Raw genomic sequence first — 20,433 nt, forward strand, 5'->3', positions numbered from 1 at the left:
TTCTGCCGCACCGGCAGGTAGCCGTCCTCAAGCCAGCCGAGCACCCAGCTGGGTTCAGGGGGCGGAGCGCGCGATGCGGACGGCGATGCCGTCGAGGATCAGCTCCAGCCCGAGTGAGAAGTCAGCGTCGGCGATCGCCTCGTCAGGGGTGTCCGACGGTGGTGCCTCGAACAGCGTCGAGGAGAAGAGCCGGGCTGTCTCGGGGAAGCGGTCGGGGTCGACGAGTCGCGCCAGAGCCCGGCCGTAGTCGCGTTCGGCGTCGGCCTGGCCCTGGCCGTCGGCCCTGCCCTCAGCGAGTTCGCTGTACTGCCGTACCGACTGGACCACGTAACCGCTGATGAGTGACATCGCACCGATCTTGTGTGCCCAGTCCAGGAGGGTGCCGGACATGATGGCCAGCGCGGCCTCCATCCAGGCGATCTGGTGCGGCCCGGAGGGCGGTCCGGCGGCGGGCACGCGCGTCAGCCACGGTCGACGCTGAAGCACCTCGCGGTGTGCGAAGGACCAGCTGCGCAGCCCTTCCCGCCAGTCGGGGGCAGCGATGTCCGGCGGTGGGCCCAGTGCGGCGTCGGCCATGAGGGTGAGCAGCTCGTCCTTGGAGCCGACGTGCCGGTAGAGCGACATGCTCGTGAAACCGAGGCTCTTGGCGACCTTGGGAAGCGTCACTCCGTCGAGCCCGTCGCGGTCGGCGATCCCCACCGCCGCAGCGACGACCACGTGGACGTCGAGGGACGCGGGCCGTCCGAGACGCGACGACTCCGACATGCCCCACAGCCGGCGCAGCGGCGCCGGAACGAAATCGTCGCTGGTCATGGGCTCCCACGTTCGCCCCGGAAAGTTACGTCCACATCATGACAGACAGCATTAGTGTACGCGTGATACTTTCTCACTGAAACTAATGCTGAGTCACGGGGAGAGACGTCCATGAGCATTGACACCGCACCACGGACTTCGAGGGGGCCGGTGCTGCGCGCCGAGCGTGCCCTCGCGCCGGACCTGGCCCGGGGAGCGATGCTGCTGATCATCGCGCTGGCCAACGTCGCCGGAGTCGTCTTCGCCGGCGAGCCCGGCCTCGACACCACGCCGGGAGGCGTCGACCGCGGCCTCAACTTCCTGCTCTTCGAACTCGTCCATGCCCGGGGCTATCCGGTCTTCGCCGTGATGTTCGGCTACGGGCTCGTTCAACTCGCCCGCCGGCAGGACGCCTCCGGAGCCACTCCGAAGCAGGTCCGTTCCGTGCTGCTGCGCCGTAACCTCTGGCTCGTCGTCTTCGGGTTCGCGCACGCCGCGTTGCTGTACTACGGCGACTTCCTCGGCGCGTACGGGATCGTCGGGATCGTGATGACCCTGGTGCTGCTGCGCCGCGGCGACAGGTTCCACCGCATCGCGCTGGTGCTCTGGGCGCTGTCGGCGGTCGAGGTGTTCGTCATCGGCGCCATCGTGGTCACCGGCATCCTCGGAGGATCGGGCGGGTCGGCACCGCTGCCGTCGGGCCACGTCGACTCCCTCGCCGCGCCCGACTACGTCACGGCCATGCTGGATCGCCTCGCCGAATGGCCGGTGCACACGCTGACCGTCCTGCCCTTCATCATGATCGCCTGGCTCGGCATGTGGGCCGCTCGTCACCGGGTTCTCGAAGAGCCTGCTCGGCACCGGACCCTGCTCACGTGGACGGCCATCGTCGGCCTCGGCGTCGCTGTCGCCGGAGGCCTGCCGGCAGCCCTGGTCAGCGCCGGATGGCTGCACGTCGACGAGTCGGCGGCCAGCCTGATGATGCTGCTGCACGGAGCGAGCGGCATGTTCGCCGGACCGGGCTACGTGGCCGTCTTCGGTCTGATCGCCCTGCGGGCCAGCCGAACCGGCACCGTGGTCGGCGCTCTCTCCGCCCTCGGTCAGCGCTCCCTGTCGGGATACCTCTTCCAGTCGGTGGCCTGGCTCGTCCTCCTGGCACCCTTCACACTCGCCCTCGGCGACCGGTTCGGCAGCCCCACGGTGACCGGTCTGCTCATTGCGGTGGCCGTCTGGCTCGTCACCGTCCTGATCGCCCGACAGCTCGACAAGCGCAAGCAGGCCGGCCCCGCCGAGATCGTCCTGCGCCGCCTGACCTACGGGCCACGGGGCTGACCGCCGCCGCATGACGCCGCCTCGGTGCTGGTGGGCCGTCCGACCCGCCAGCACCGGGGAATCGGCTGTCCACACGGCACCGCGCTCGCCATGATTCCTGGATGGACGAACAGTCGAAGGCCGTCATCCTACACCTGTACTGCCGCGTCGACGTGGTGGTCACCGATGCGGCCGCCGTAACCAGTCATGCGGTCGCTGATCTGCGTGCCGCCGAGATCGACTGGTCCACCGAGGAGGACGACCTCGACACGGCGGTCGAGGAGTTGCGGGCGGATCTGGCTCGATCGCTGGCCAGCGTCGTGGACATCGAAAGAATTGTCGCGGACATCCCTGGTGTGGAGTTCCGGGGCGGTAACTGCCGAGCGTCTGCTCCCACGGCGCCGGCCGGCTGACGACAGACAGTGGGTCCGCTCCCGCGGATGCTCACTTCTCGGATTCACTCGCCGTGCTGGTGTCGGGTCGGGCCTCCGGAAGACGTTCCATCAGCTTCGTGAGCGCGCCGTTGGCGAAGGTCGCGCCCAGCGCCGACCCGGCCCCGATGGTCCAGCCGACCGGCCCGAGCGGGGTGCAGCCGAAGAACTGGCTCACCCCCGGCGTCTGCACCACCACGACGAGCACGCCCAGTGACGCCGCCGTGGAGGCCAGCACCGCCGGGCTCGTGCCGCCGGCCAGGACGGTCTGCCCGAGTTGGGTGCCGACCAGGGAGACCAGGGCGACGGTGCCGGCGCGTTGGCGGCGTCCGGTGTAGCGGGCCAACGTCCAACCTGCTGTCGCGCCCAGCGTGGTGGCTGCCGCCCGCAGCCCGATCTCCCTGGTGAGGCTCTCGCCGAGCGCTGCGTCCGGGCCCTCCCGGAGCAACGCGTCGGCGCGGTCCGACGCGGGTGGCCGGACCGCGATGGCCAGCGCCGGTGCCAGGTCGGTGAGCAGGTTGACCAGCAGCAGTTGTCGCCCGGTGAGCGCGGAGCGACCGGTCGCCGCGGCGGTGAGCACACTGAACGCGATCTCGCCGAGGTTGCCGCCGACCAGGATGCTGAGCGCGTGCCGCACCGACGACCACATCGCCCGCCCTTCGATCAGGGTCGCGATGATGGTCTCCAACCGGTCGTCGGTGACCACCAGGTCGGCTGCGGCGCGGGCGGCAGGCGTGCCCCGTTGACCGAGGGCGATGCCGACGTCGGCCAGCCGGATCGCCGGAGCGTCGTTGGCGCCGTCGCCGGTCATCGCCACGGTTCGGCCGCACTTCTGCAACGCCTGGATGATCCGCACCTTGTGGGCGGGGGTGCAGCGGGCCACCACATCGGTGTTGGCCAACCGCTCGGCAATCGCGTCGTCGTCGAGCTGGTCGAGCTCAGCGGCGGTGACCACCCGCTGTTCGTCGTGCTCGCTGATGGTGGCGGCGATCGCTTCGGCGGTAGCCGGATGATCGCCGGTGATCATGATGGTGTGCACGCCCGCCTGCCGGATCCTGCGTACCGCAGGGGCGGCGCTCTCCCGGACGCCGTCGGCGAGGGCCAGGAAACCCACGAACGTCAGCCCTTGGACATCGGAGTCGGTCACCTTCGGGTGATCCACCGGGCACTCCGCCACGGCCAGGATCCGGTTACCCGCCCCGGCCCGGTCGGCGAGCATCCGCTCCAGCGCCGCGCGGCCGGCGTCGTCCAGCGGCTCCTGACGACCGTCGGTCCGTCGGGACGAGCAGCGCGGCAGCACCGTCTCCGGAGCACCCTTGACGCTCAACAACAGGTGACCGTCGGTTTCTCCGATGCTTGCGTGGTAGCCGCGGGACGGCTCGAACGGCAGCCCTCCGGCAGCCCGCCAACCAGGGGCGCCGGTCTGCTCCCCGACCCCGGCCTCGCCGGCACCCCGCCGGACCGCCCGGTCGGTCTGCAACGCCAGGTCCTCCGGTTTGGCAGCGTCGGGCGTCGCTCGTACCGCCGCCGCCAGCGTCAACCGGAGCCGGTCGTCCAGCCGATCCACCGGGGCGTACCGGTCACCGACGCCGTCGCCGACCCCGGCGAGCAGCAACTGGCCCTCGGTGAGGGTGCCGGTCTTGTCGAAGCAGAGCACGTCCACCCGGCCCAGCGCCTCGATCGTGCGCGGGTTGCGGACCAACGCGCCGTGCTCGGCCAGCCGCCGGGCCGCGGCCAGCTGCGCCGCGCTGACCAGGAACGGCAACCCCTCCGGCACCGACGCCACGGCGAGGTTCGCGGCGGTCGCCGCCGTTTCGGCCAGGGGTACGCCCCGAAGCAGGCCCGCGCCGGCCACCGCCACCGCGGAACCGGCCGCCAACGGGATGGCGGCGCTTGTCAACGAGCCCAGCCGAGCCTCCACCCCACTGGTCGGGGGTGCCTGCCGCACCAACGCCAGGCTGCGCCCGGCCTCGGTGTCGTTGCCGGTCGCCACCACCACTGCGGTGCCGTGCCCGGCGGCGACGGTGGTGCCCTCGTAGAGCATCGAGTGCCGGTCGGCGATGGCGGCGGCGACCACCGGCCGGTTGGACTTGCCGACCGGCAGCGACTCCCCGGTCAGCGACGACTCGTCGGCCTCCAGGCCCACCGATTCGAGCACCCGGCAGTCGGCGGGCACCGAGTCTCCCGATTCGAGGGTGATGACGTCCCCGAGGACCAGGTCTTCGGCAGCGAGAACCTGCTCGGTGCCGTCCCGGCGGACCCGGGCGGTCACCGCCGAGCGCGACAGCAGCTCCGCCAGCGACCTCTCCGTGTTGCGCTCGTGCACCGCCCCGATCAGGGCGGACCCACCGACCACGCTGCCCACCAGCGCGGCGTCGACAAGTGAGCCGAACGACGCGGAGAGCACCGCACCGGCGGCCAGCACCGGAGTGAGCGGGTTGGACAACTCGTCCACGAAGGCGCGCAGCAGCCCACCGTTTCCGGGTGCGGCGCCGCCGTTGGCACCTGAGCCGTGACGTCGGCGCTGCGCCTCGGCGCTGGCCAGACCGTCCGGGGTGGAGCGCAGGTGGTCGAGCACTGTACCGACGGGCATGAGGTGCCACGCGGTCGTCACGGGCGCCGGGGTGTCCGACTGGTCGTGCAACCGGCGGGCCTGCCAGACCCCGTTGGCGAAGGCCAACCCAGCCGCGCCGTTGACCGCGACGAGCGCCCGGTGCGGCAGCTGGGGTGGCGGGGCCGTGAACGCGCCGAGCGCCCCGAGACCGGTGCCGGCCATGGCCAGCCGGATGTTCTGCTGGGCCGTGCGCCGGGCCACCCCGGTCGCCTCGATCACCAGCGCCACCACCCGCAGGTCGGCACCGACGAGCAGGTGCGCGCCCCACGGCGGCAACTCCTCCGGCGCGGCGAACCCGAGACCGCAGTCGGACGCGCCGAGCGCCTTCCGGTCCGCGGAGACCAGCATCACCACCGCGCCGTCGCGCTGCAACGCGCGTACCGACTCGACCAGCTGGTCCCCGCCAGGGAGTATCGAGTCGGCGAAGCCGTACCGCTGCTCGTCGCCGCCGGCAACGACGAGCCGCAGGCCGGCGTGTCGGGCTGCGGCGGGCAGTCCGTCGACGCCGGGCGCGGGTTCCGGCTCGACCCGCAGCAGGGCGGCGAGCTGGTCGCCGTGGGCGAGGCCGAGGAGTTGGCCGCCGGCGGCGCGCAGCCGGGCCGCGTCCGGGATGCCGTCCGGGTCGTACGCGGGCATCCGGTCCAGTGGTCCGAGCCGCCAGCCGTCCGCCGTACGGGAACCGGCCGGGTCGTCCGGGTCGAACAGTGCGAAGGCCCGCTCCGCCACCTGGTCGACGTCCGCATCGGGCGCCGGCGCCAGATCGGCGAGTACGCCCCGGTCCGAGCCGAGCACCGCGGCGTCGAGCACGAGCGTGTCGATCCGGTCCAGTTCGCGCAGGACGCTCCGGTCCATCGCGATGACTCCCCGCCGGGCCAGCATCCGGCCGAGCTGGGCCGCGTACCCCTCACGGCCGCTGCCGGGCGCCTTGGGCAGCGCGGACAGGCCCAGCGCGGCGGCCCTCTTCGGTCCGGCGAACGGCACCGCCGCCGCTCCGGCGGCCGCGCCGGCGGCGAGCATGCGGTTGATGTACCGCTCGACCGGGCCGTCCGGCTTCGGCCGGGGGCGGTCGATCACCGGCCAGCGGGCGGTGGCGCGTTCCGCGTCGCCGGTCAGTCGCGGCTCGGCCCGCTCCCAGGCGGAGAGTTGGGCCCGCGCCTCACCCCACTGCACCACCCGCTGCGCGCCGTCCAGGACGATCCCCGTCCAGCGGCCGGTCAAGCCCTGCACGACTGCCTCGGCCAGCGGAAACAGGATGTCGGCGCGCGGGTCGGAGCGCAGCCGCTTGCCGATGAACTCGTGCAGCTTCGGCTGGAGGTCCACCGCGGAGAGCAGGCCGGCCACCTCACCGGGCAGCGGCGCGAACGGCAGGACCCGGGTGGCCGCCGAGATGGTCAGACCCAGCGCGTCCGAGGCGAGCGCACCGAGGGTGCGTGGGGTTCGCGGCCCTTCCTCCGGTGGGTGCGGTGGCGGGATCTCCGGGTCGGGTTCGTGGTCGCAGGTCCGCTCGACCCGGTCGATCGTGGCGATCAGGTCGCGCAGCGTCGGCTCGGGGGTCTGGACGGCGACCACCACCCGGCCGGACGGCGCGTTGACCCGGGCCCAGGCGACCCCGGGCATCCGCTCCAGCGCGCCCTCCACCTGACGGGCCAGCCGGTTCCCGCCGTCCTGGCAGACACCGTGCACCTCGATGTGGTGCCGGCCCGGTCGGGACCAGACCCGACGCCGCGTCAGCCCGGCCGTCCGGGCCAGCCGGGTCGCGGCCGAGCTGACCGTCCGGGACGCCTCGCCGACCAGGTGCGGCACGCCGAAGGACGGCAGGATGCGGCCGGCAGCGCGACCCGCCGCCGTCATCGAGGCGTACGGCTGGACGGACGCCGGCCCGGCTCCCTGTTGCCGCTGGTCCTGACCTTGGCCATGTCGTCCTCCCACCGCGCTCATGTCCGGCGGCCTGGCTTCCCGACCTGCCATCCGTTATGCCCCCTGAGCGGCGGAATTTTCCGCCGTCGTCGGCGCATGGACGGGGTGGGCCGTGGAATCCGACCACCATCACCGGACATGGGGAGGCCGGCATGAGCACGCTGACGCGACATCTCAACGGTTCACGGGAGAACGTCCAGATGTACAACCGGCGGGTTCAACTGCCGATGCTGGGTGAGGTGGCGGTGCCGCCCCCGGACAAGGTCGTCTACTACGCCGGGCTCGGGGTGCTCGCCGCCCTACAGGTGATCGAGTGGCCGATCGCTGTGGTGATCACCGCTGGTCACCTGCTGGCCGACCAGCATTTTTCCGGACTGGTGCGCGGTGTCGGCGAGGCGTTGCAGGACGCCTGACGAGAGCCGGGTCACCGGACGGTTGACATGAATCAGGGTTGAGGTCGCATGCTCGGTCGATGCCGAGCACAGCCGTCACCGCCGCACCCGCCACACCGGGACTCTTCGCACCCCGGCTGCGCGCGATGACGGTGGGCAGCGTCGCGTTGATCTCACTCCTCGCGTTCGAGGCGTTGGCGGTGGGTACGGCGATGCCGACCGTCGCGCGCAGCCTGGACGGGCTGGCGCTTTACGGGATCGCGTTCGGAGGCCCGTTCGCGACAGGTGTGCTGGCCATGGTGGTCTCCGGCATCTGGTGCGACGCCCGGGGCCCTCGTGGGCCGATGTGGCACGGCGTCGCCTGGTTCGTGGTCGGGTTGCTGATCGCCGGGACCGCCCCCGTCATGAGCGCGCTGGTCGTCGGGCGGGTCGTGCAGGGCTTCGGCTCCGGGCTGCTCTCGGTGGCGCTCTACGTGATCGTCGGGCACGCGTACCCGCCGGAACTGCACCGGCGGATCTTCGCGGCGTTCGCGGCGGCGTGGGTCGTGCCGTCGCTGGTCGGGCCGGCGGTCGCCGGCCTGATCGTGCAGTACCTGGGCTGGCGGTGGGTCTTCCTGGCGGTGCCGGCGGTGGCCGTGCCGGCGGTGCTGCTGATCCATCCCGGCCTGCGGTCGCTGGGCCGGAGTGTGGCAACGAGCCCGCCGACGGGTGCGGCGGCGCGGATCGGTTGGGCGTGTGGGGCCGCGGTGAGTGCCGCACTGCTGCACATCGGGGGACAGCAGCGCGGTGCCACAGCCCTGGTGCTTGTCGCGTTCGCCGTGGTCGGCCTGCTGGTCTGTGCCCCGCGCCTGCTGCCGGCCGGGTTCCTCCGGGCCGCGCGCGGGTTGCCCACCGTCGTTGGGCTGCGTGGTCTGGCGTCGGCGGCCTTCGTGGGCGCCGAGGTGGTCATCCCGCTGATGCTCTCCCGGGAACGGGGTCTCACGCCGACCGCGGCCGGGTTGGTCCTCACTGTCGGCGCGCTGGCGTGGTCGGCGGGCTCCTGGTTGCAGGGCCGGATCCCGGTGCCGGCGTCGCGGGCCAGCCTGCCGCGCGCCGGGTTGAGCTGCATCACGGTCGGCACCGTCACTGTGGCGCTTGCCGTCCGGCCCGAGTTGCCGGTGACCGTCGCCGTGGTCGGTTGGGCGGTCGCGGGTCTGGGGATGGGGCTGCTCTACCCGTCGCTGTCGGTGCTCACCCTTGAGTTGTCCGGGCCGGGTGAGCAGGGCCGCAACAGCTCGTCACTGCAACTGAGCGACTCCCTCTTCGCGGCGACAGTGCTCGCGCTGACCGGGGCCGTGTTGGCGGCGGGTAGTGCGCCAGGCCCGGCCAGCTACACGACGACGCTGGTGGTGGCCGCGGGACTGGCGCTGCTCGGGGCGCTGCTGGCCGGCCGTGTCGTGGTGGGCGAGGGTGCCCGACCGGCGGGGTGATCCGTGGATTCGACCGCGTCCCACCTGCTGTGCCGGAAGGATGACGGGCGATGAACCTCCTGACCATTCTGCCGCTCGCCGTGGTCATGGTCGCCGGGACGCAGTTGGTGGTGGCGGTCTTCCTCGCCTCGTCGGACCGGCCCCGGGCGGCGTCGCTGGGCTTCCTCGCCGGCGCGGGGCTGGTGGTCGCCGCCGGGGTGACGGTGACCTGGTTGTTGACCCGGCTGGTGGGCGGAGCGGCCGCCGACGCCAGCGCCGTCGCCGGGAAGGTCGACCGCGGCCCCGCCATCGATCTGGTGGTGCTGGCCCTGCTGGTGATCCTGGCCGTGCTGATCTGGGTACGCCGGAACCGCTCAGGGCCTCCGCGCTGGCTGGGGAGCATCGAGCACGCCGGTCCACCGCAGGCGCTGCGGCTGGGCGCGCTGCTCTTCGTGGCGACCCCCACCGACGACCTGACCATGGCCACCGTCGGGGCGAGTGTGGCCCGCCACGATCTGCCGTGGTGGCACCTGGTGCCGTTCGTGCTGCTCACCGTGCTCCTGCTCGCGCTGCCCCTGCTGGCGTTGCTGCTGCTCGGAAGCAGGGCGGCGCGGGTGTTGACCCGGATGCGGGAATGGGCCGAGGGGCACGCCTGGATCGTCAACGAGATCGTGATCGCGTTCTTCGCGCTGTTGATCGTGTTGGACCTGATCCGGCCGGGCTGAGCCGCCGCGCGCCGTCACGGCGTGCCGCGCCGTTTCGTCAAGACCAGGTCAACCGAGTGGGGAGGACGAGATGAAGGTTCTGGTCACCGGGGCGGGCGGCAATCTGGGCCGCGCGGTGCTGGGCCGGTTGCGTGACGACGGGATCGGCGTCCGGGCCACCAGTCGCCGGCCGCGCCACGGCTCGGACGTGGAGTGGATGGTGGCCGACCTGGCCACCGGGGACGGGCTGGCCGAGGCGGTGGCCGGGGTGGATGCCGTGCTGCACCTGGCGTCCGTACCTCGGGGTCGGCAGACCTACCAGGTGGACGTGTTGGGCACGCGTCGACTGGTGGTGGCGGCCGGTGCGGCAGGTGTGCGGCACATCGTCTACATCTCGATCGTCGGGGTTGACCGGGTGCCGATCCCGTACTACCGCCACAAGTTCGCCGCCGAGCAGGTGATCGCGGCCGGTCCGGTGCCGTGGTCGGTGCTGCGCGCCACCCAGTTCCCCCAGTTCCTGGACGACATGCTGACGGCCAGCGCCCGGCTGGGCCCGGTGATCGGGGACCGGGCGGTGCTCGCCCAACCCGTCGACACCGGCGAGGTGGCGGCGCGGCTGGTGGCCCGACTGGTCGCCGGCCCGTTGGGCGGCATCGAGGAGCTGGGTGGGCCGGAGGTGCTCCGCTTCGACGAGGCCGCCCGGGCGTGGCGAGCGGCCCGGGGCTCGCGTCGACCGTTGCTGCCGGTACGGATTCCCGGCCGACTCGGTAGCGAGTTGCGTGCGGGTGGCCTGGTCACCGAGGCGCTGCCCCGGGGCGTGCGCACCTGGGCCGACCACCTGGCTGACACGTACGGGGGAACCGGCCGGAAATGAGAGCAACAACGGTTCACGTTCGTCTTACCGTGACGCCATGTTCGTTGTCGTCACCACGGTGATCCTCTACGTCTTCGGCTTCGTCTTCCTCTACGGCGTTATCCGGCTCGGTGTCCGGCACGCGTTCGAGGATCTGGAGCTGCAACGGGCCAAGGCCCAGCGCGAAGAGGAGTTGGCGGCTGCCCGCGACCGCTCCTTCATGCGCGACAACGCTTTCCTCGCCGGCAGTTGAGCGCCGGATCGATTCGGCCGCGGCCGGTGGCGTCGTCGGACGGCCGGGGAGCCGCCGGGCGGTTCAGCGTCGCGGATGCGAGGATCGCACCCGTGATGGGAACGCTGAAGACTGAACCGGCCCGCGCCCGCCTGGATCTGCTCGCCCCGCCGGTTGCGGAGGCCATCGCGCAGTGGCCGACCGACGCTCCGGTGGACGTCAACGACGTGCTGGTCGCGCCGATCGACGCCGACCTCGCCGACACCGCGGCGTTCTGCGCGGCGTACGAGGTGGGGTTGGACGTGTCGGCCAACTGTGTCGTGGTGGCGGGCAAGCGTGAGGGCGTGGTCCGCTACGCGGCCTGCATCATCCTGGCCACCACTCGGGCTGACGTGAACGGGGTGGCCCGGCGGGCGCTGGACGTCCGCAAGGCGAGCTTCGCCCCGATGGCCGACGCTGTCGAGTTGACCGGCATGGAGTACGGCGGCATCACCCCGATCGGGCTGCCGGCCCAGTGGCCGATCCTGGTGGACGCGCGGGTCATCGCCACACCGCACGTGATCGTCGGGTCCGGCGTACGGCACAGCAAGATCGCGCTGCCGGGGCCGGCGTTGGGCGCTCTGCCGGGCGCGCAGGTGGTGGAAGGGCTGGCCAGGCCGGTCTGACCAGACACCGGCATCGATGTTGTTGCACGTGAAACATCGTGATCATCGATGCCTGGGGCCGGTCGTCGGTGACTCAGTGTGAGTGGGCTGCGGCCTCGCGCTGCTCGACCTCGGCGAGCGCGGCGAGCAACGTCTGCACCTCCTGCGCGCCGGAGACCGCGTACTTCCCGGCCAGCACGAAGGTGGGCACGCTGGTGATGCCGAGGTCCCGGGCGGCGGCCAGGTCGGCGGCGACGTCGGCGACGCGCTCGTCGGAGTCGAGGAACCGGCGCGCGTCAGCCGCGTCCAGGCCGATCTCGCCGGCCACCGTGGCAAGCGCCTCCCGCGATCCGACGTCGACTCCGTGGTTGAAGTGCGCCTGGTAGAGCGCCTCCACCATGTCGGCAGCCCGACCCTGGTCGGTCGCCCAGGAGACCAGCCGGTGCGCCTCGAAGGTGTTGGCGATCACCGCGCGGTCGTAGTCGAGGCGCAGCCCGTCCGCCGCCGCGACCTGGGTCACGTGGTCGACCATCTGCCGGGCGCGCTCCGGGCCGCCGAACTTGCCGGCCAGCGCCTGCACCAGCGGAAGGGGCTGCGGCACCGGCGACGGGTCGAGCTGGAACGGTCGGTAGCGGACCGTCACCTCGCCCTCGTAGCTGGCGAGGGCCTCATCCAGGCGGCGCTTGCCGATGTAGCACCACGGGCAGATGACGTCCGCGTAGATCTCGATCTCCATGATCGGTGGCAACCTCGCGGTCAGTCGAGTTGTTCCCGGATCTGCCGCTTGAGGCGGCCCAGGATGGCCGTACCGCCGCGGATGCGCAGGGGACTGATTGCCTGCGCCAGCCCCATCCGCTGGTAGAGGTCGTCCGGCACGGCCAGCACCTGTTCGGCGCTCGCGCCCGCCAGCCCCTCGGCGAGGATCCCGGCGAACGCCCGGGTGGTGGGCGCCTCCGGGGGGCAGTCGAAGAGCGTCTCCACGGTGCCTTCCGGGGTCACCCGGGCGCGCAGGAAGAACGCCGTCTGACACTCCGGCACCTGCTCCATGCCCTCGTGCTCCGCGGCGCCCTCCGGCAGCACCGGGATGACGTCCGCGTACTCCAGGAGCATCTCCAGCACCAGGTCGCGCGGCGCGTCCGCGAACTCGTCGACGATCTCGGCCAGTCGGGCCGGCATGTCAGCCATGTGTCGAGGCTACCGCCGTCGTGCGGGGGCCCAGTCAGGCCGTGGGCGACTGCTCGCTGATCTCGCTGAGCGCGCTTGTCGGGTCGAGCTGCATGGCCAGGTCGCCGAGCGAGACGATCCCGACCAGCTTGCGGTCACTGTCACAGACCAGCACGCGTCGGATGCCCCGCTCCCGCATGAGCGCCGCCGCCTCACCCGCCGTGCAGTGCTGTTCGATCATGACGACCTCACGGGTGACGATCGAACCGATGGTGGTGGCCGCCGGGGAGCTGTTCTCTGCAACTGCCCGCACCACGATGTCCCGGTCGGTGAGCATGCCGGCGAGGCTGGCGCCGTCGGTGACCACCACATCACCGATGTCGGCCTCCTTCATCACCCTGGCCGCCTCGTCCAGGGTGGTCTCGGCCGGCAGGTACACGACCTGCTTGGTCATCACGTCACTGACCCGGTAACCGGTCATGAGAGCCTCCGAAGACGTTTCCACCCGATCCGACTGCACTACCCCGTGACGCCGCAGCTACACCAGGTTTGCACGTTCCTGGCGCACCTCGTGGACGAGTCGATCCACCAGACCGTCAAGCCGTAGCTCGGTGCGCCCGTCGCCGGCCCGCTCGCGCAGCTCGACGTACCCCTCGGTGAGGCGGCGGCCGACCACGACGGCCCGGGGGATGCCGATCAGCTCGGCGTCGGTGAACTTGACCCCGGCCGAGACGTGCGTGCGGTCGTCGACGAGCACCCGCAGGCCGGCGGCGGCGAGCTGCCCGCCCAGCTCCAGCGCCGCGTCGAGCTGCGGGCCCTTGCCCGCAACCACCAGGTGTACGTCACACGGCGCGATCGCCGCCGGCCAGACCAGCCCCCGGTCGTCGTGGTGCTGTTCGGCGACGGCCGCCACCGCCCGGGAGACCCCGATGCCGTAGCAGCCCATGGTCGGCCGGACCGGCTTGCCCGCCGGCCCGAGCACGTCGACGGCGAAGGCGTCGGTGAAGCGGCGACCCAGCTGGAAGATGTGCCCGATCTCGATGCCCCGCCGGATGGTCAGCTCGCCCGCCCCGCAGTCGGGGCAGGGGTCGCCGGCGCGGACGTCGGCCGCCTCGATGGTGCCGTCGGGGGTGAAGTCCCGTCCACACACCACGTCGGTCGCGTGTCGGCCCGGCTCGTTCGCCCCGGTCAGCCAGGCCGACCCGGTCACCACTCGGGGATCGACCAGGTAACGGATGCCCAGCTTGTCGAGCAGTTGCGGCCCGATGTAGCCACGAACCAGCTCCGGATGGTCGGCCCAATCCTCGAAGACGGTCACCTGTGCGGGGTGCAGTGCGGCACCGACCCGCTTCAGGTCGACCTCGCGGTCACCCGGCAGACCGATCACCAGGGGCTCGGCCCGTTCGGCACCCGGCAGACGGACGGACAGCACGACGTTCTTCAGGGTGTCGGCGGCGGTCCAGCCGTCCCGACCGCCCAACCGGCGCGCGTTGGCCAACTCGACCAGGCTCGCGATCGTCGGGGTCTCCGGCGTGTCGTGCACCTCGACGGCCGGCTGCGTGCCCGGGTCACCGGCGCTCGGCACACGGGTGGCCACCGCCTCGGTGTTGGCCGCGTAGTCGCAGGAGGTGCAGCCGACGAACGTGTCCTCGCCGACCGGCGTTGCCGCCAGGAACTCCTCCGACGCGGAGCCGCCCATCGCGCCGGACATCGCCCGCACCACCGCGTAGTCCAGACCCAACCGGTCGAAGATCCGCCGGTACGCGGCGCGATGCCGCCCGTACGCCTCGCGCAGCCCCGCCTCGTCCAGGTCGAAGGAGTACGCGTCCTTCATCAGGAACTCCCGGCCGCGCAGCAACCCGGCGCGTGGCCGCGCCTCGTCGCGGAACTTCGTCTGCACCTGGAACAGCGTCACCGGGAAGTCCCGGTACGAGGTGAACAGGTCTTTGACCAGCAGCGCCGCCATCTCCTCATGGGTGGGCGCCAACAGGTGCTCGGCACCGCGCCGGTCGGCGAGGGTGAAGATGTCGTCGCCGTACTCGGCCCACCGGCCACTCGTGCGGTACGGCTCGGCGGGCAGCAGCGCCGGGAAGTGCACCTCCTGGTCGCCGATCGCGACCAACTCGGCCCGCACCACCTCGGTGATCCGGTCCAGCACCAGCTTGCCCAGCGGCAGCCAGGTGTAGCCGCCCGGTGCGGCACGACGGATGTAGCCGGCGCGCAGCAGCAGCCGATGGCTCGGCACCTCCGCGTCGGCCGGATCCTCGCGCAGGGTCCGCAGCAACAGGGTCGACATGCGTAGCAGCATCCGCGCAGCCTACGGCCGGTGCGGCAGGATGAGCGATCCATTTCGATCCGAACCGCACCCGTCGCCGGCAACCATCGGCGTCGTTGCCGACGTCTGCAGTGACACCAAGCCCTCGCACCCCGACCTGAAGGATTGGCCCGTGTGGACCCTCTGCTGAGTGAGTTCGACTCGTTCGTCCGTACCCGCACGCCGGCGTTACTGCGCTCGGCCTACCTGCTCACCGGCGACCAGCACCTGGCCGAGGACCTCGTCCAGTCGGCCCTGGCCCGGACCCACCGCTCCTGGAACCGCCTGCACCACAGCGGCAACGCCGAGGCGTACACCCGCAAGACCATGTACCACCTACAGGTCTCCTGGTGGCGACGGCGCCGGGTACCCGAGTCGATGCCGGGCGACCTGCCCGAGCCACGCGGAGGCGACTCGGCCCCGGACCACGCCCACCAGACCAGTCTGCGGCTCACCCTGCGGGCGGCGCTGGCGAAGCTCTCCCCGAAGCAACGTGCCGTGCTGGTGCTGCGGTTCTTCGAGGACCGCACCGAGGCGGAGGCGGCCGACCTGCTCGGCGTCACGATCGGCACCGTGAAGAGCCAGACGGCCAAGTCACTGGCCAGGCTGCGCACCGTCGCGCCCGAACTCGCCGAGCTGTACGTCCTGGAAGGGAGTACCCGATGAACGACCAGCGCCTCCGGCTCGATTTGACCGCCCTGGCCGACGAGGTCACCTCGGTCGACCTGCGGGACCGTACGCTGCGCACGTCCCGCCGGCTCGGTATCCAGCGGGCGGTGGCCACGTCGGCAGCCGCGCTGGTGCTGATCGCGGCGGCGGCCGGCACCGCCTTCGCCATCCGGCCGGACCAGTCCCCGAGCCCGCTACCCGCCGACACCCCGTCGGTCACGGCGAGCCCGTCGCCGTCGGCGTCGCCCACCCCGACACCGTCCACCAGCGCCGGCGACACGCCCGGCGCCCCACCCAGCGGCGGGACGGGCACGAACACCCCGTCCGTGCAGTTCGGCAAGCTCTTCTACGGCCCCGCCAGCGTGACCGACGCGGAGATGGTGAATCTGCGGTCCTGGCGTCCGGGTGACAGTCCGGTGCGGTTGCTGGCTCTGCCCGAGCTGGCGGCGAAGGGCAACGCGAGCATCTCGCCGGACGGGCGCCGAGTGGCCTGGGTGGAGAGTGACGACGGTGGCGAAAGCACCCTCGTCGTCGCCGACGCCGACGGATCGGACAGGCAGGAAATGCGCTCGGACGTGGCAAGCGACTGTTCCCCGGTCTGGTCACCGGATGGGCGGCACCTGCTGTTCGTCGAGGCGCAGGCAATGGGCGAGCCCGTTCGGCAAGGAGTGCTGGACACCCGCAGCGACAAGAGGACAGTCACCTGGTGGCCGGGGCAGCTCCGCGGCTGTCACGCCCTCTGGTCGGCGGACGGTCGGACCATCGCCATGGCCGTCGACATCGGGGTCACCCTCTACGGCACGGATGGCACGAAGAAGCGGGTCGTTCCCGGCTTCTCCATGCGTGGTTGGCGCAGCCATGACATCGCCAGCCTGTCCTCGGACGGCTCCCGGATCGCTCTGCTGCGCAGGGAGCCCGGCGAGGAGTCCGGCGACATCGCTCGTGAATTGTGGGCCAACGCGGTGCTGGACACCCGCAGTGGCAAACAGGTCACCCTGCCACTGGGCGGTCGCACGCTGCGGCAGGTCTACTTCCAGGCGGACGGGTCGATGGTCGTGCGGGTCCAGTCCGGCAGCGGGTACGCGGTGCTGCTGGTCGACGAGGACGGGAAGAAGATCTCCGAGACCGCCGAGCCGGCGAGCCTGAAGGACATGCAGATCCTGGCCGTCGTCGACTGACAATCAGCGCGAGAAAGGGCGGGTCACCCTCGGGTGGCCCGCCCATTCTGCGTCTGCGCACCGCTGGCGGGCCGGTGTTGATCACCGTCGGTGAACTGCGGAAAAGGTTGCCGGTGCGAGCGGATCCGACTGTCCGGTAGTAGCGCGTCGCGGCGGCAACTCGTCACGGCCAGGGGCTCGTCTTGGGTGGTGTCAGGCACGGTAAGCCTCCACAAAGGATGGAATCGATGAACCTCGGCCCGTTCACCCACACCACCCGCCCCGCCTCGGCCCACCGTTCCGGCGCGCTCGCCGGTACTGCCGCCCTGCTGCTCCTGACGTTCGGTGCCGCAGCCTGCGGCACCGCCGATCCGAAGACCGCGACGGCTCCGGCCGAGACCGGTACCGCCATCGCCGCTCCCACGACCGGCGACACCCCGGCCGCCGGCACCGGCGGCTCCGTGCCGGATGCGGCTCCGGCGGCTCCGGCCGTCGCGCCGGCCCGCCCGGCCACCGGCTCGACGCAGTGGCCGCAGCTGACCTGGTACACCGCCGAGGAGAACGGCCAAAAGCAGAACGACCCGGCCCGGATCTGGCGGCGTACCCCTGGTGGGAGCTGGCAGTTGGTGCGTTCGGGCCGCCCCGAGAACAGCAAGAACATCGACGGCCCGCTCGCCGTCTCGCCGGACGGCCGGCGGGCGGCCTGGATGGAACCGTCCGCCCGTCGGCTGGTGATCAGCGGTTTCGACGGCGCGAAGCGGCACGCCATTCCGACCCAGGGCCAGCAGACCTGCGCGCCGGGCTGGCTCGACTCCGGGCGTGTGCTGTTCGCCGTGGGTCGGCAGAAGGACTGGACGTTGGTCGCCATCAATGCCGACGGGACCGGCCGTAGGGTGGTTGCCGACCACCAGGCCGACTGCCCGACGGTGGACAACGGATGGTGGGCTCAGGCCGCCAAGCGGACGGTGAGCATCGGGAACGAGCGAGGTACCCGGCGCACCATCAGTCCCCGCATCCCTGCCGACCGCGTCGTCGACCGGGTGGCCGGGATCTCCGCGGACGGCCGGACGGCGGTGCTCAGCACCCACGTGCCCAACCCGGGTGAGTGCGGTTGCACCTGGCAGTTCCGTACCTACCGGGTCGACGTTGCGAGCGGGGCGGTCACTGAGCTGGCACCACTCGAAGCGGCCTGGCGCAAGCCGACCGGCCACGGGGGGACGGTCGACGTCGTCTTCGCCGCCGACGGAACCCTGGTGGCTCAGGTAAACGCTGCGACGCCGGCCGACGACGCGCCGGCTTACCGCCTGGTCCGGTACGCCGCCGACGGCCGGGTGCTGGCCTCCGCGTCGGTGCCTGCCGGCCAGCCGTGGGGTGGTCTGCTGGGCTGAGCTCCCGGTGCGCAGTCACCGGGTACGAGGGACCGGCCACTCACGGGGGTGGCCGGTCCCGCCCGTCGTGTGCGCATGACCTCCGACACGTAGTGGATTCGGGGCGGTGCCGGGCGTTCCTGCGGTGACAGACTGGTCGCCGCAGGCAACGAGTGGCGTGAGGGAGGCGCGGGTGCGCTGGCGCAGTTTTGTCGCGGTCGGGGACAGCTTCACCGAGGGTATGGACGACGCGTACCCGGATGGCACTTTCCGCGGTTGGGCGGACCTGGTGGCGACGCGGCTCGCCGCCGACGCGGGGCCCGACTTCCGGTACGCGAACCTGGCCATCCGGGGCCGGCTCTTTCCCAGCGTGGTCGCCGAGCAGGTGCCTTCCGCAGTGGCGATGAAGCCTGATCTGATCAGCTTCGCGGCCGGTGGCAACGACGTGCTGCGGCGCACCTTCGACCCGGACACGCTTGTCGCCCGCTTCGACGAGGTGGTCCGGCAACTGCGCTCGGGGGGCGCGGACGTGCTCCTCTTCCGGTTCGCGGATGTGATGGCCCGACTGCCCGGCCAGCGCCTCGTCGCTCCCCGGGTGCAGTTGCTCAACCAGGCGGTAGGTGAGACCGCCGAGCGGCACGGCGCGATCATGGTCGACCTGTACGCCGACGACACCTTCCTCAACCCGATGCTCTGGAGCACCGACCGGTTGCACCTCTCGCCGGCCGGCCACCGGCGGGTCGCCGGGCAGGTGTTGAACGCTCTCGGGGTCGGTTGCGACGAGGAGTGGCTGATGGTCCCGCCGCACCCGACGCCGTCGCCGTGGCTGGCCGCCCGTGCCGCCGACCTGCGGTGGGTCGGTCAGCACCTCGCCCCCTGGGTAAGGCGGCGGTTGACCGGGCGGTCGTCCGGCGACACCGTGACGGCGAAGCGTCCGCAACTCGGACCGCTCGTCGACTGAGCGTGCTCACTCTGCACACCGCGGCCCTGCTGCGCCGCGACCGGGACGGCGATCCGGTGCCCGAGCACGCCGTGCTGGTCAGTGGCGACCGGGTCGAGGCCGTCGGGCCGCTGGCCGAGCTGAGTTCGGCGTACGCCGGTGCCCGGGTTCGCCGCTGGCCCGGCACGCTGGGGCCGGGTCTGCTGCACAACGGTCCGCTGCCACCCGCGCCAACCCCGCGCGAGCGGGTGCACGCGCTGCTGCGTACCGGGGTGACGGCGGTGCTGGCGGAACACCTGACCGACCCGGCGCTGCGGGCCGCTGCCGAGCGGAGCGACCTGTTGCTGCTTCCCAACGCCGTGGCGCCGACGCTGCGGCCGGCCGGGCGGGCCGACCTCGCGGTGCACGGCGTCGACGGTACCTGCCTGGTGACGGTGATCGCCGGTCGGATCGTCCACCGTCGGGCCTGAACGGCGTACCTTGGGGATCATGTCTGTGCCGAACGATCCCGATCCCCGCCTCCAGTCGTACGCGGACCCGCAGCGGCTGGTCACCACCGAGTGGCTGGCCGAGCATCTGGGCGACGAGGGTCTCGTCGTCGTCGAGTCCGACGAGGACGTGCTGCTCTACGAATCCGGTCACATTCCCGGTGCTGTCAAGGTCGACTGGCACCTGGAGCTGAACGATCAGGTGACCCGGGACTACCTGGACGCCAAGAGCTTCGCCGAGCTGTGTGCCGCGAAGGGCATCGGTCGGGGTGACACTGTCGTCTTCTACGGCGACAACTTCAACTGGTGGGCCGCGTACGCGCTGTGGGTGTTCTCGCTCTTCGGCCACGCCGATGTCCGACTGCTCGACGGCGGCCGGCAGAAGTGGATCGCCGAGGGACGCGAGGTGACCCGCGACAAGCCGGCTCGCCCCCGCGCCGACTATCCGGTGCCGCTGCGTGACGACGCGCCGCTGCGGGCCTTCCGGGAACAGGTCATGGCGCACATTGCCTCCGGCCGCCCACTTGTCGACGTCCGGTCGCCGGGTGAGTACACCGGCGAGACGCTGCACATGCCGGACTACCCGCAGGAGGGCGCGCTGCGCGGTGGGCACATCCCGGGCGCGGTCAGCAAGCCGTGGAAGTCGGCCGCCAACGAGGACGGCACGTTCAAGTCGGCTGACGAGTTGAAGGCGATCTACGCCGACCAGCTCGGGCTGAGCCCCGACGACGACGTGATCGCGTACTGCCGGATCGGCGAGCGGTCCAGCCACACCTGGTTCGTGCTGCGGCACCTGCTGGGCTATCCGCAGGTGCGTAACTACGACGGCTCGTGGACCGAGTGGGGCAACCTGGTCCGGGCACCAGTCGTCAAGGGAGACCAGCCCGGCGGCCTGGCCGTCTGAGCGGCCCGAGCCGCCGGGCGGTCGCCGTGTGATCGACTCGGGTTCACGGATGTCGGCCTACCCTGCCCGGACGCCGCGATATCAGTGAACCC

The 20,433-nt window shown here is 71.8% G+C and carries 20 protein-coding genes; 14 read left to right on the forward strand and 6 right to left on the reverse strand.

Going from position 1 to position 20,433, the window contains the following annotated elements; all coding sequences use genetic code 11:
• Positions 1-54 precede the first annotated feature (54 nt).
• Positions 55-813, reverse strand: a complete 759-nt coding sequence (locus tag ACQP0U_RS00105) for a TetR/AcrR family transcriptional regulator (protein WP_433314613.1) — start codon at positions 811-813, stop codon at positions 55-57.
• A gap of 111 nt (positions 814-924) precedes the next feature.
• Here ACQP0U_RS00105 and ACQP0U_RS00110 point away from each other — a divergent pair, with 111 nt between their 5' ends.
• A complete protein-coding gene (locus ACQP0U_RS00110; RefSeq protein ID WP_433314615.1) occupies positions 925-2,124 on the forward strand; it encodes a DUF418 domain-containing protein in 1,200 nt (399 codons plus the stop codon).
• Positions 2,125-2,225: 101 nt separating this feature from the next.
• The gene (locus ACQP0U_RS00115; protein WP_433314617.1) at positions 2,226-2,516 is read left to right on the forward strand and encodes a hypothetical protein; all 291 of its coding nucleotides are present in this window, start codon (positions 2,226-2,228) and stop codon (positions 2,514-2,516) included.
• A gap of 31 nt (positions 2,517-2,547) precedes the next feature.
• Here the strand turns inward: ACQP0U_RS00115 and ACQP0U_RS00120 are convergent, their stop codons facing one another.
• Entirely contained in the window at positions 2,548-6,999 is a 4,452-nt protein-coding gene (locus tag ACQP0U_RS00120; RefSeq protein ID WP_433314618.1) for an HAD-IC family P-type ATPase, read from the reverse strand.
• A 218-nt stretch (positions 7,000-7,217) separates the two neighbouring features.
• On the opposite strand from ACQP0U_RS00120, the gene ACQP0U_RS00125 reads away from it, so the two are divergent.
• The 6 genes from ACQP0U_RS00125 to ACQP0U_RS00150 all read left to right on the forward strand — a co-directional run bounded on the left by ACQP0U_RS00125 (position 7,218) and on the right by ACQP0U_RS00150 (position 11,359).
• Positions 7,218-7,478, forward strand: a complete 261-nt coding sequence (locus ACQP0U_RS00125) for a hypothetical protein (RefSeq protein WP_433314620.1) — start codon at positions 7,218-7,220, stop codon at positions 7,476-7,478.
• 59 nt (positions 7,479-7,537) lie between these two features.
• Positions 7,538-8,926 (forward strand): MFS transporter, encoded by a 1,389-nt coding sequence (locus tag ACQP0U_RS00130; RefSeq protein WP_433314622.1) that lies wholly within the window; start codon positions 7,538-7,540, stop codon positions 8,924-8,926.
• Positions 8,927-8,976: 50 nt separating this feature from the next.
• Positions 8,977-9,630, forward strand: a complete 654-nt coding sequence (locus tag ACQP0U_RS00135) for a GAP family protein (protein ID WP_433314624.1) — start codon at positions 8,977-8,979, stop codon at positions 9,628-9,630.
• A 70-nt stretch (positions 9,631-9,700) separates the two neighbouring features.
• On the forward strand, positions 9,701-10,483 hold the full coding sequence (locus tag ACQP0U_RS00140) for an SDR family oxidoreductase (RefSeq protein ID WP_433314625.1): 783 nt from the start codon (positions 9,701-9,703) through the stop codon (positions 10,481-10,483).
• A 37-nt stretch (positions 10,484-10,520) separates the two neighbouring features.
• Positions 10,521-10,715, forward strand: coding sequence for a hypothetical protein (locus tag ACQP0U_RS00145; protein ID WP_124776780.1), 195 nt, complete (start codon positions 10,521-10,523; stop codon positions 10,713-10,715).
• Between the two features lie 95 nt (positions 10,716-10,810).
• A complete protein-coding gene (locus ACQP0U_RS00150) occupies positions 10,811-11,359 on the forward strand; it encodes a YbaK/EbsC family protein (RefSeq protein WP_433321348.1) in 549 nt (182 codons plus the stop codon).
• A gap of 73 nt (positions 11,360-11,432) precedes the next feature.
• On the opposite strand, the gene ACQP0U_RS00155 is transcribed toward ACQP0U_RS00150, so the two are convergent.
• The 4 genes from ACQP0U_RS00155 to ACQP0U_RS00170 are packed head-to-tail and all read right to left on the reverse strand — an operon-like array spanning position 11,433 to position 14,810.
• Positions 11,433-12,074 (reverse strand): DsbA family oxidoreductase, encoded by a 642-nt coding sequence (locus ACQP0U_RS00155; protein WP_433314627.1) that lies wholly within the window; start codon positions 12,072-12,074, stop codon positions 11,433-11,435.
• Between the two features lie 20 nt (positions 12,075-12,094).
• Positions 12,095-12,523: a SufE family protein gene (locus ACQP0U_RS00160; RefSeq protein ID WP_433314629.1), complete on the reverse strand. Its 429-nt coding sequence runs from the start codon at positions 12,521-12,523 to the stop codon at positions 12,095-12,097.
• A 34-nt stretch (positions 12,524-12,557) separates the two neighbouring features.
• Positions 12,558-12,983 carry a CBS domain-containing protein gene (locus ACQP0U_RS00165; RefSeq protein WP_433314631.1) on the reverse strand — a complete coding sequence of 142 codons (426 nt, stop codon included), beginning with the start codon at positions 12,981-12,983 and terminating at the stop codon, positions 12,558-12,560.
• A 57-nt stretch (positions 12,984-13,040) separates the two neighbouring features.
• On the reverse strand, positions 13,041-14,810 hold the full coding sequence (locus ACQP0U_RS00170) for a proline--tRNA ligase (protein WP_433314633.1): 1,770 nt from the start codon (positions 14,808-14,810) through the stop codon (positions 13,041-13,043).
• A gap of 141 nt (positions 14,811-14,951) precedes the next feature.
• Between ACQP0U_RS00170 and ACQP0U_RS00175 the strand changes: the two genes are divergently transcribed.
• The 6 genes from ACQP0U_RS00175 to ACQP0U_RS00200 all read left to right on the forward strand — a co-directional run bounded on the left by ACQP0U_RS00175 (position 14,952) and on the right by ACQP0U_RS00200 (position 20,341).
• Positions 14,952-15,482 (forward strand): SigE family RNA polymerase sigma factor, encoded by a 531-nt coding sequence (locus ACQP0U_RS00175; protein WP_112583951.1) that lies wholly within the window; start codon positions 14,952-14,954, stop codon positions 15,480-15,482.
• Complete coding sequence (locus tag ACQP0U_RS00180) at positions 15,479-16,663, forward strand: TolB family protein (protein ID WP_433314636.1); 1,185 nt, start codon at positions 15,479-15,481, stop codon at positions 16,661-16,663. The genes ACQP0U_RS00175 and ACQP0U_RS00180 overlap by 4 nt, the downstream gene beginning before the upstream one ends.
• Positions 16,664-16,890: 227 nt before the next feature.
• Positions 16,891-18,030, forward strand: coding sequence for a hypothetical protein (locus ACQP0U_RS00185; RefSeq protein ID WP_433314638.1), 1,140 nt, complete (start codon positions 16,891-16,893; stop codon positions 18,028-18,030).
• A gap of 172 nt (positions 18,031-18,202) precedes the next feature.
• A complete protein-coding gene (locus ACQP0U_RS00190; protein WP_433314641.1) occupies positions 18,203-18,970 on the forward strand; it encodes an SGNH/GDSL hydrolase family protein in 768 nt (255 codons plus the stop codon).
• Positions 18,971-18,972: 2 nt separating this feature from the next.
• The gene (locus tag ACQP0U_RS00195) at positions 18,973-19,419 is read left to right on the forward strand and encodes an imidazolonepropionase-like domain-containing protein (RefSeq protein ID WP_433314644.1); all 447 of its coding nucleotides are present in this window, start codon (positions 18,973-18,975) and stop codon (positions 19,417-19,419) included.
• A 19-nt stretch (positions 19,420-19,438) separates the two neighbouring features.
• The gene (locus tag ACQP0U_RS00200) at positions 19,439-20,341 is read left to right on the forward strand and encodes a sulfurtransferase (protein WP_433314647.1); all 903 of its coding nucleotides are present in this window, start codon (positions 19,439-19,441) and stop codon (positions 20,339-20,341) included.
• Positions 20,342-20,433: the final 92 nt, after the last annotated feature.

Origin of the sequence: Micromonospora sp. CA-269861 (genome assembly GCF_050948505.1) — a bacterium.
Lineage (GTDB): Bacteria > Actinomycetota > Actinomycetes > Mycobacteriales > Micromonosporaceae > Micromonospora.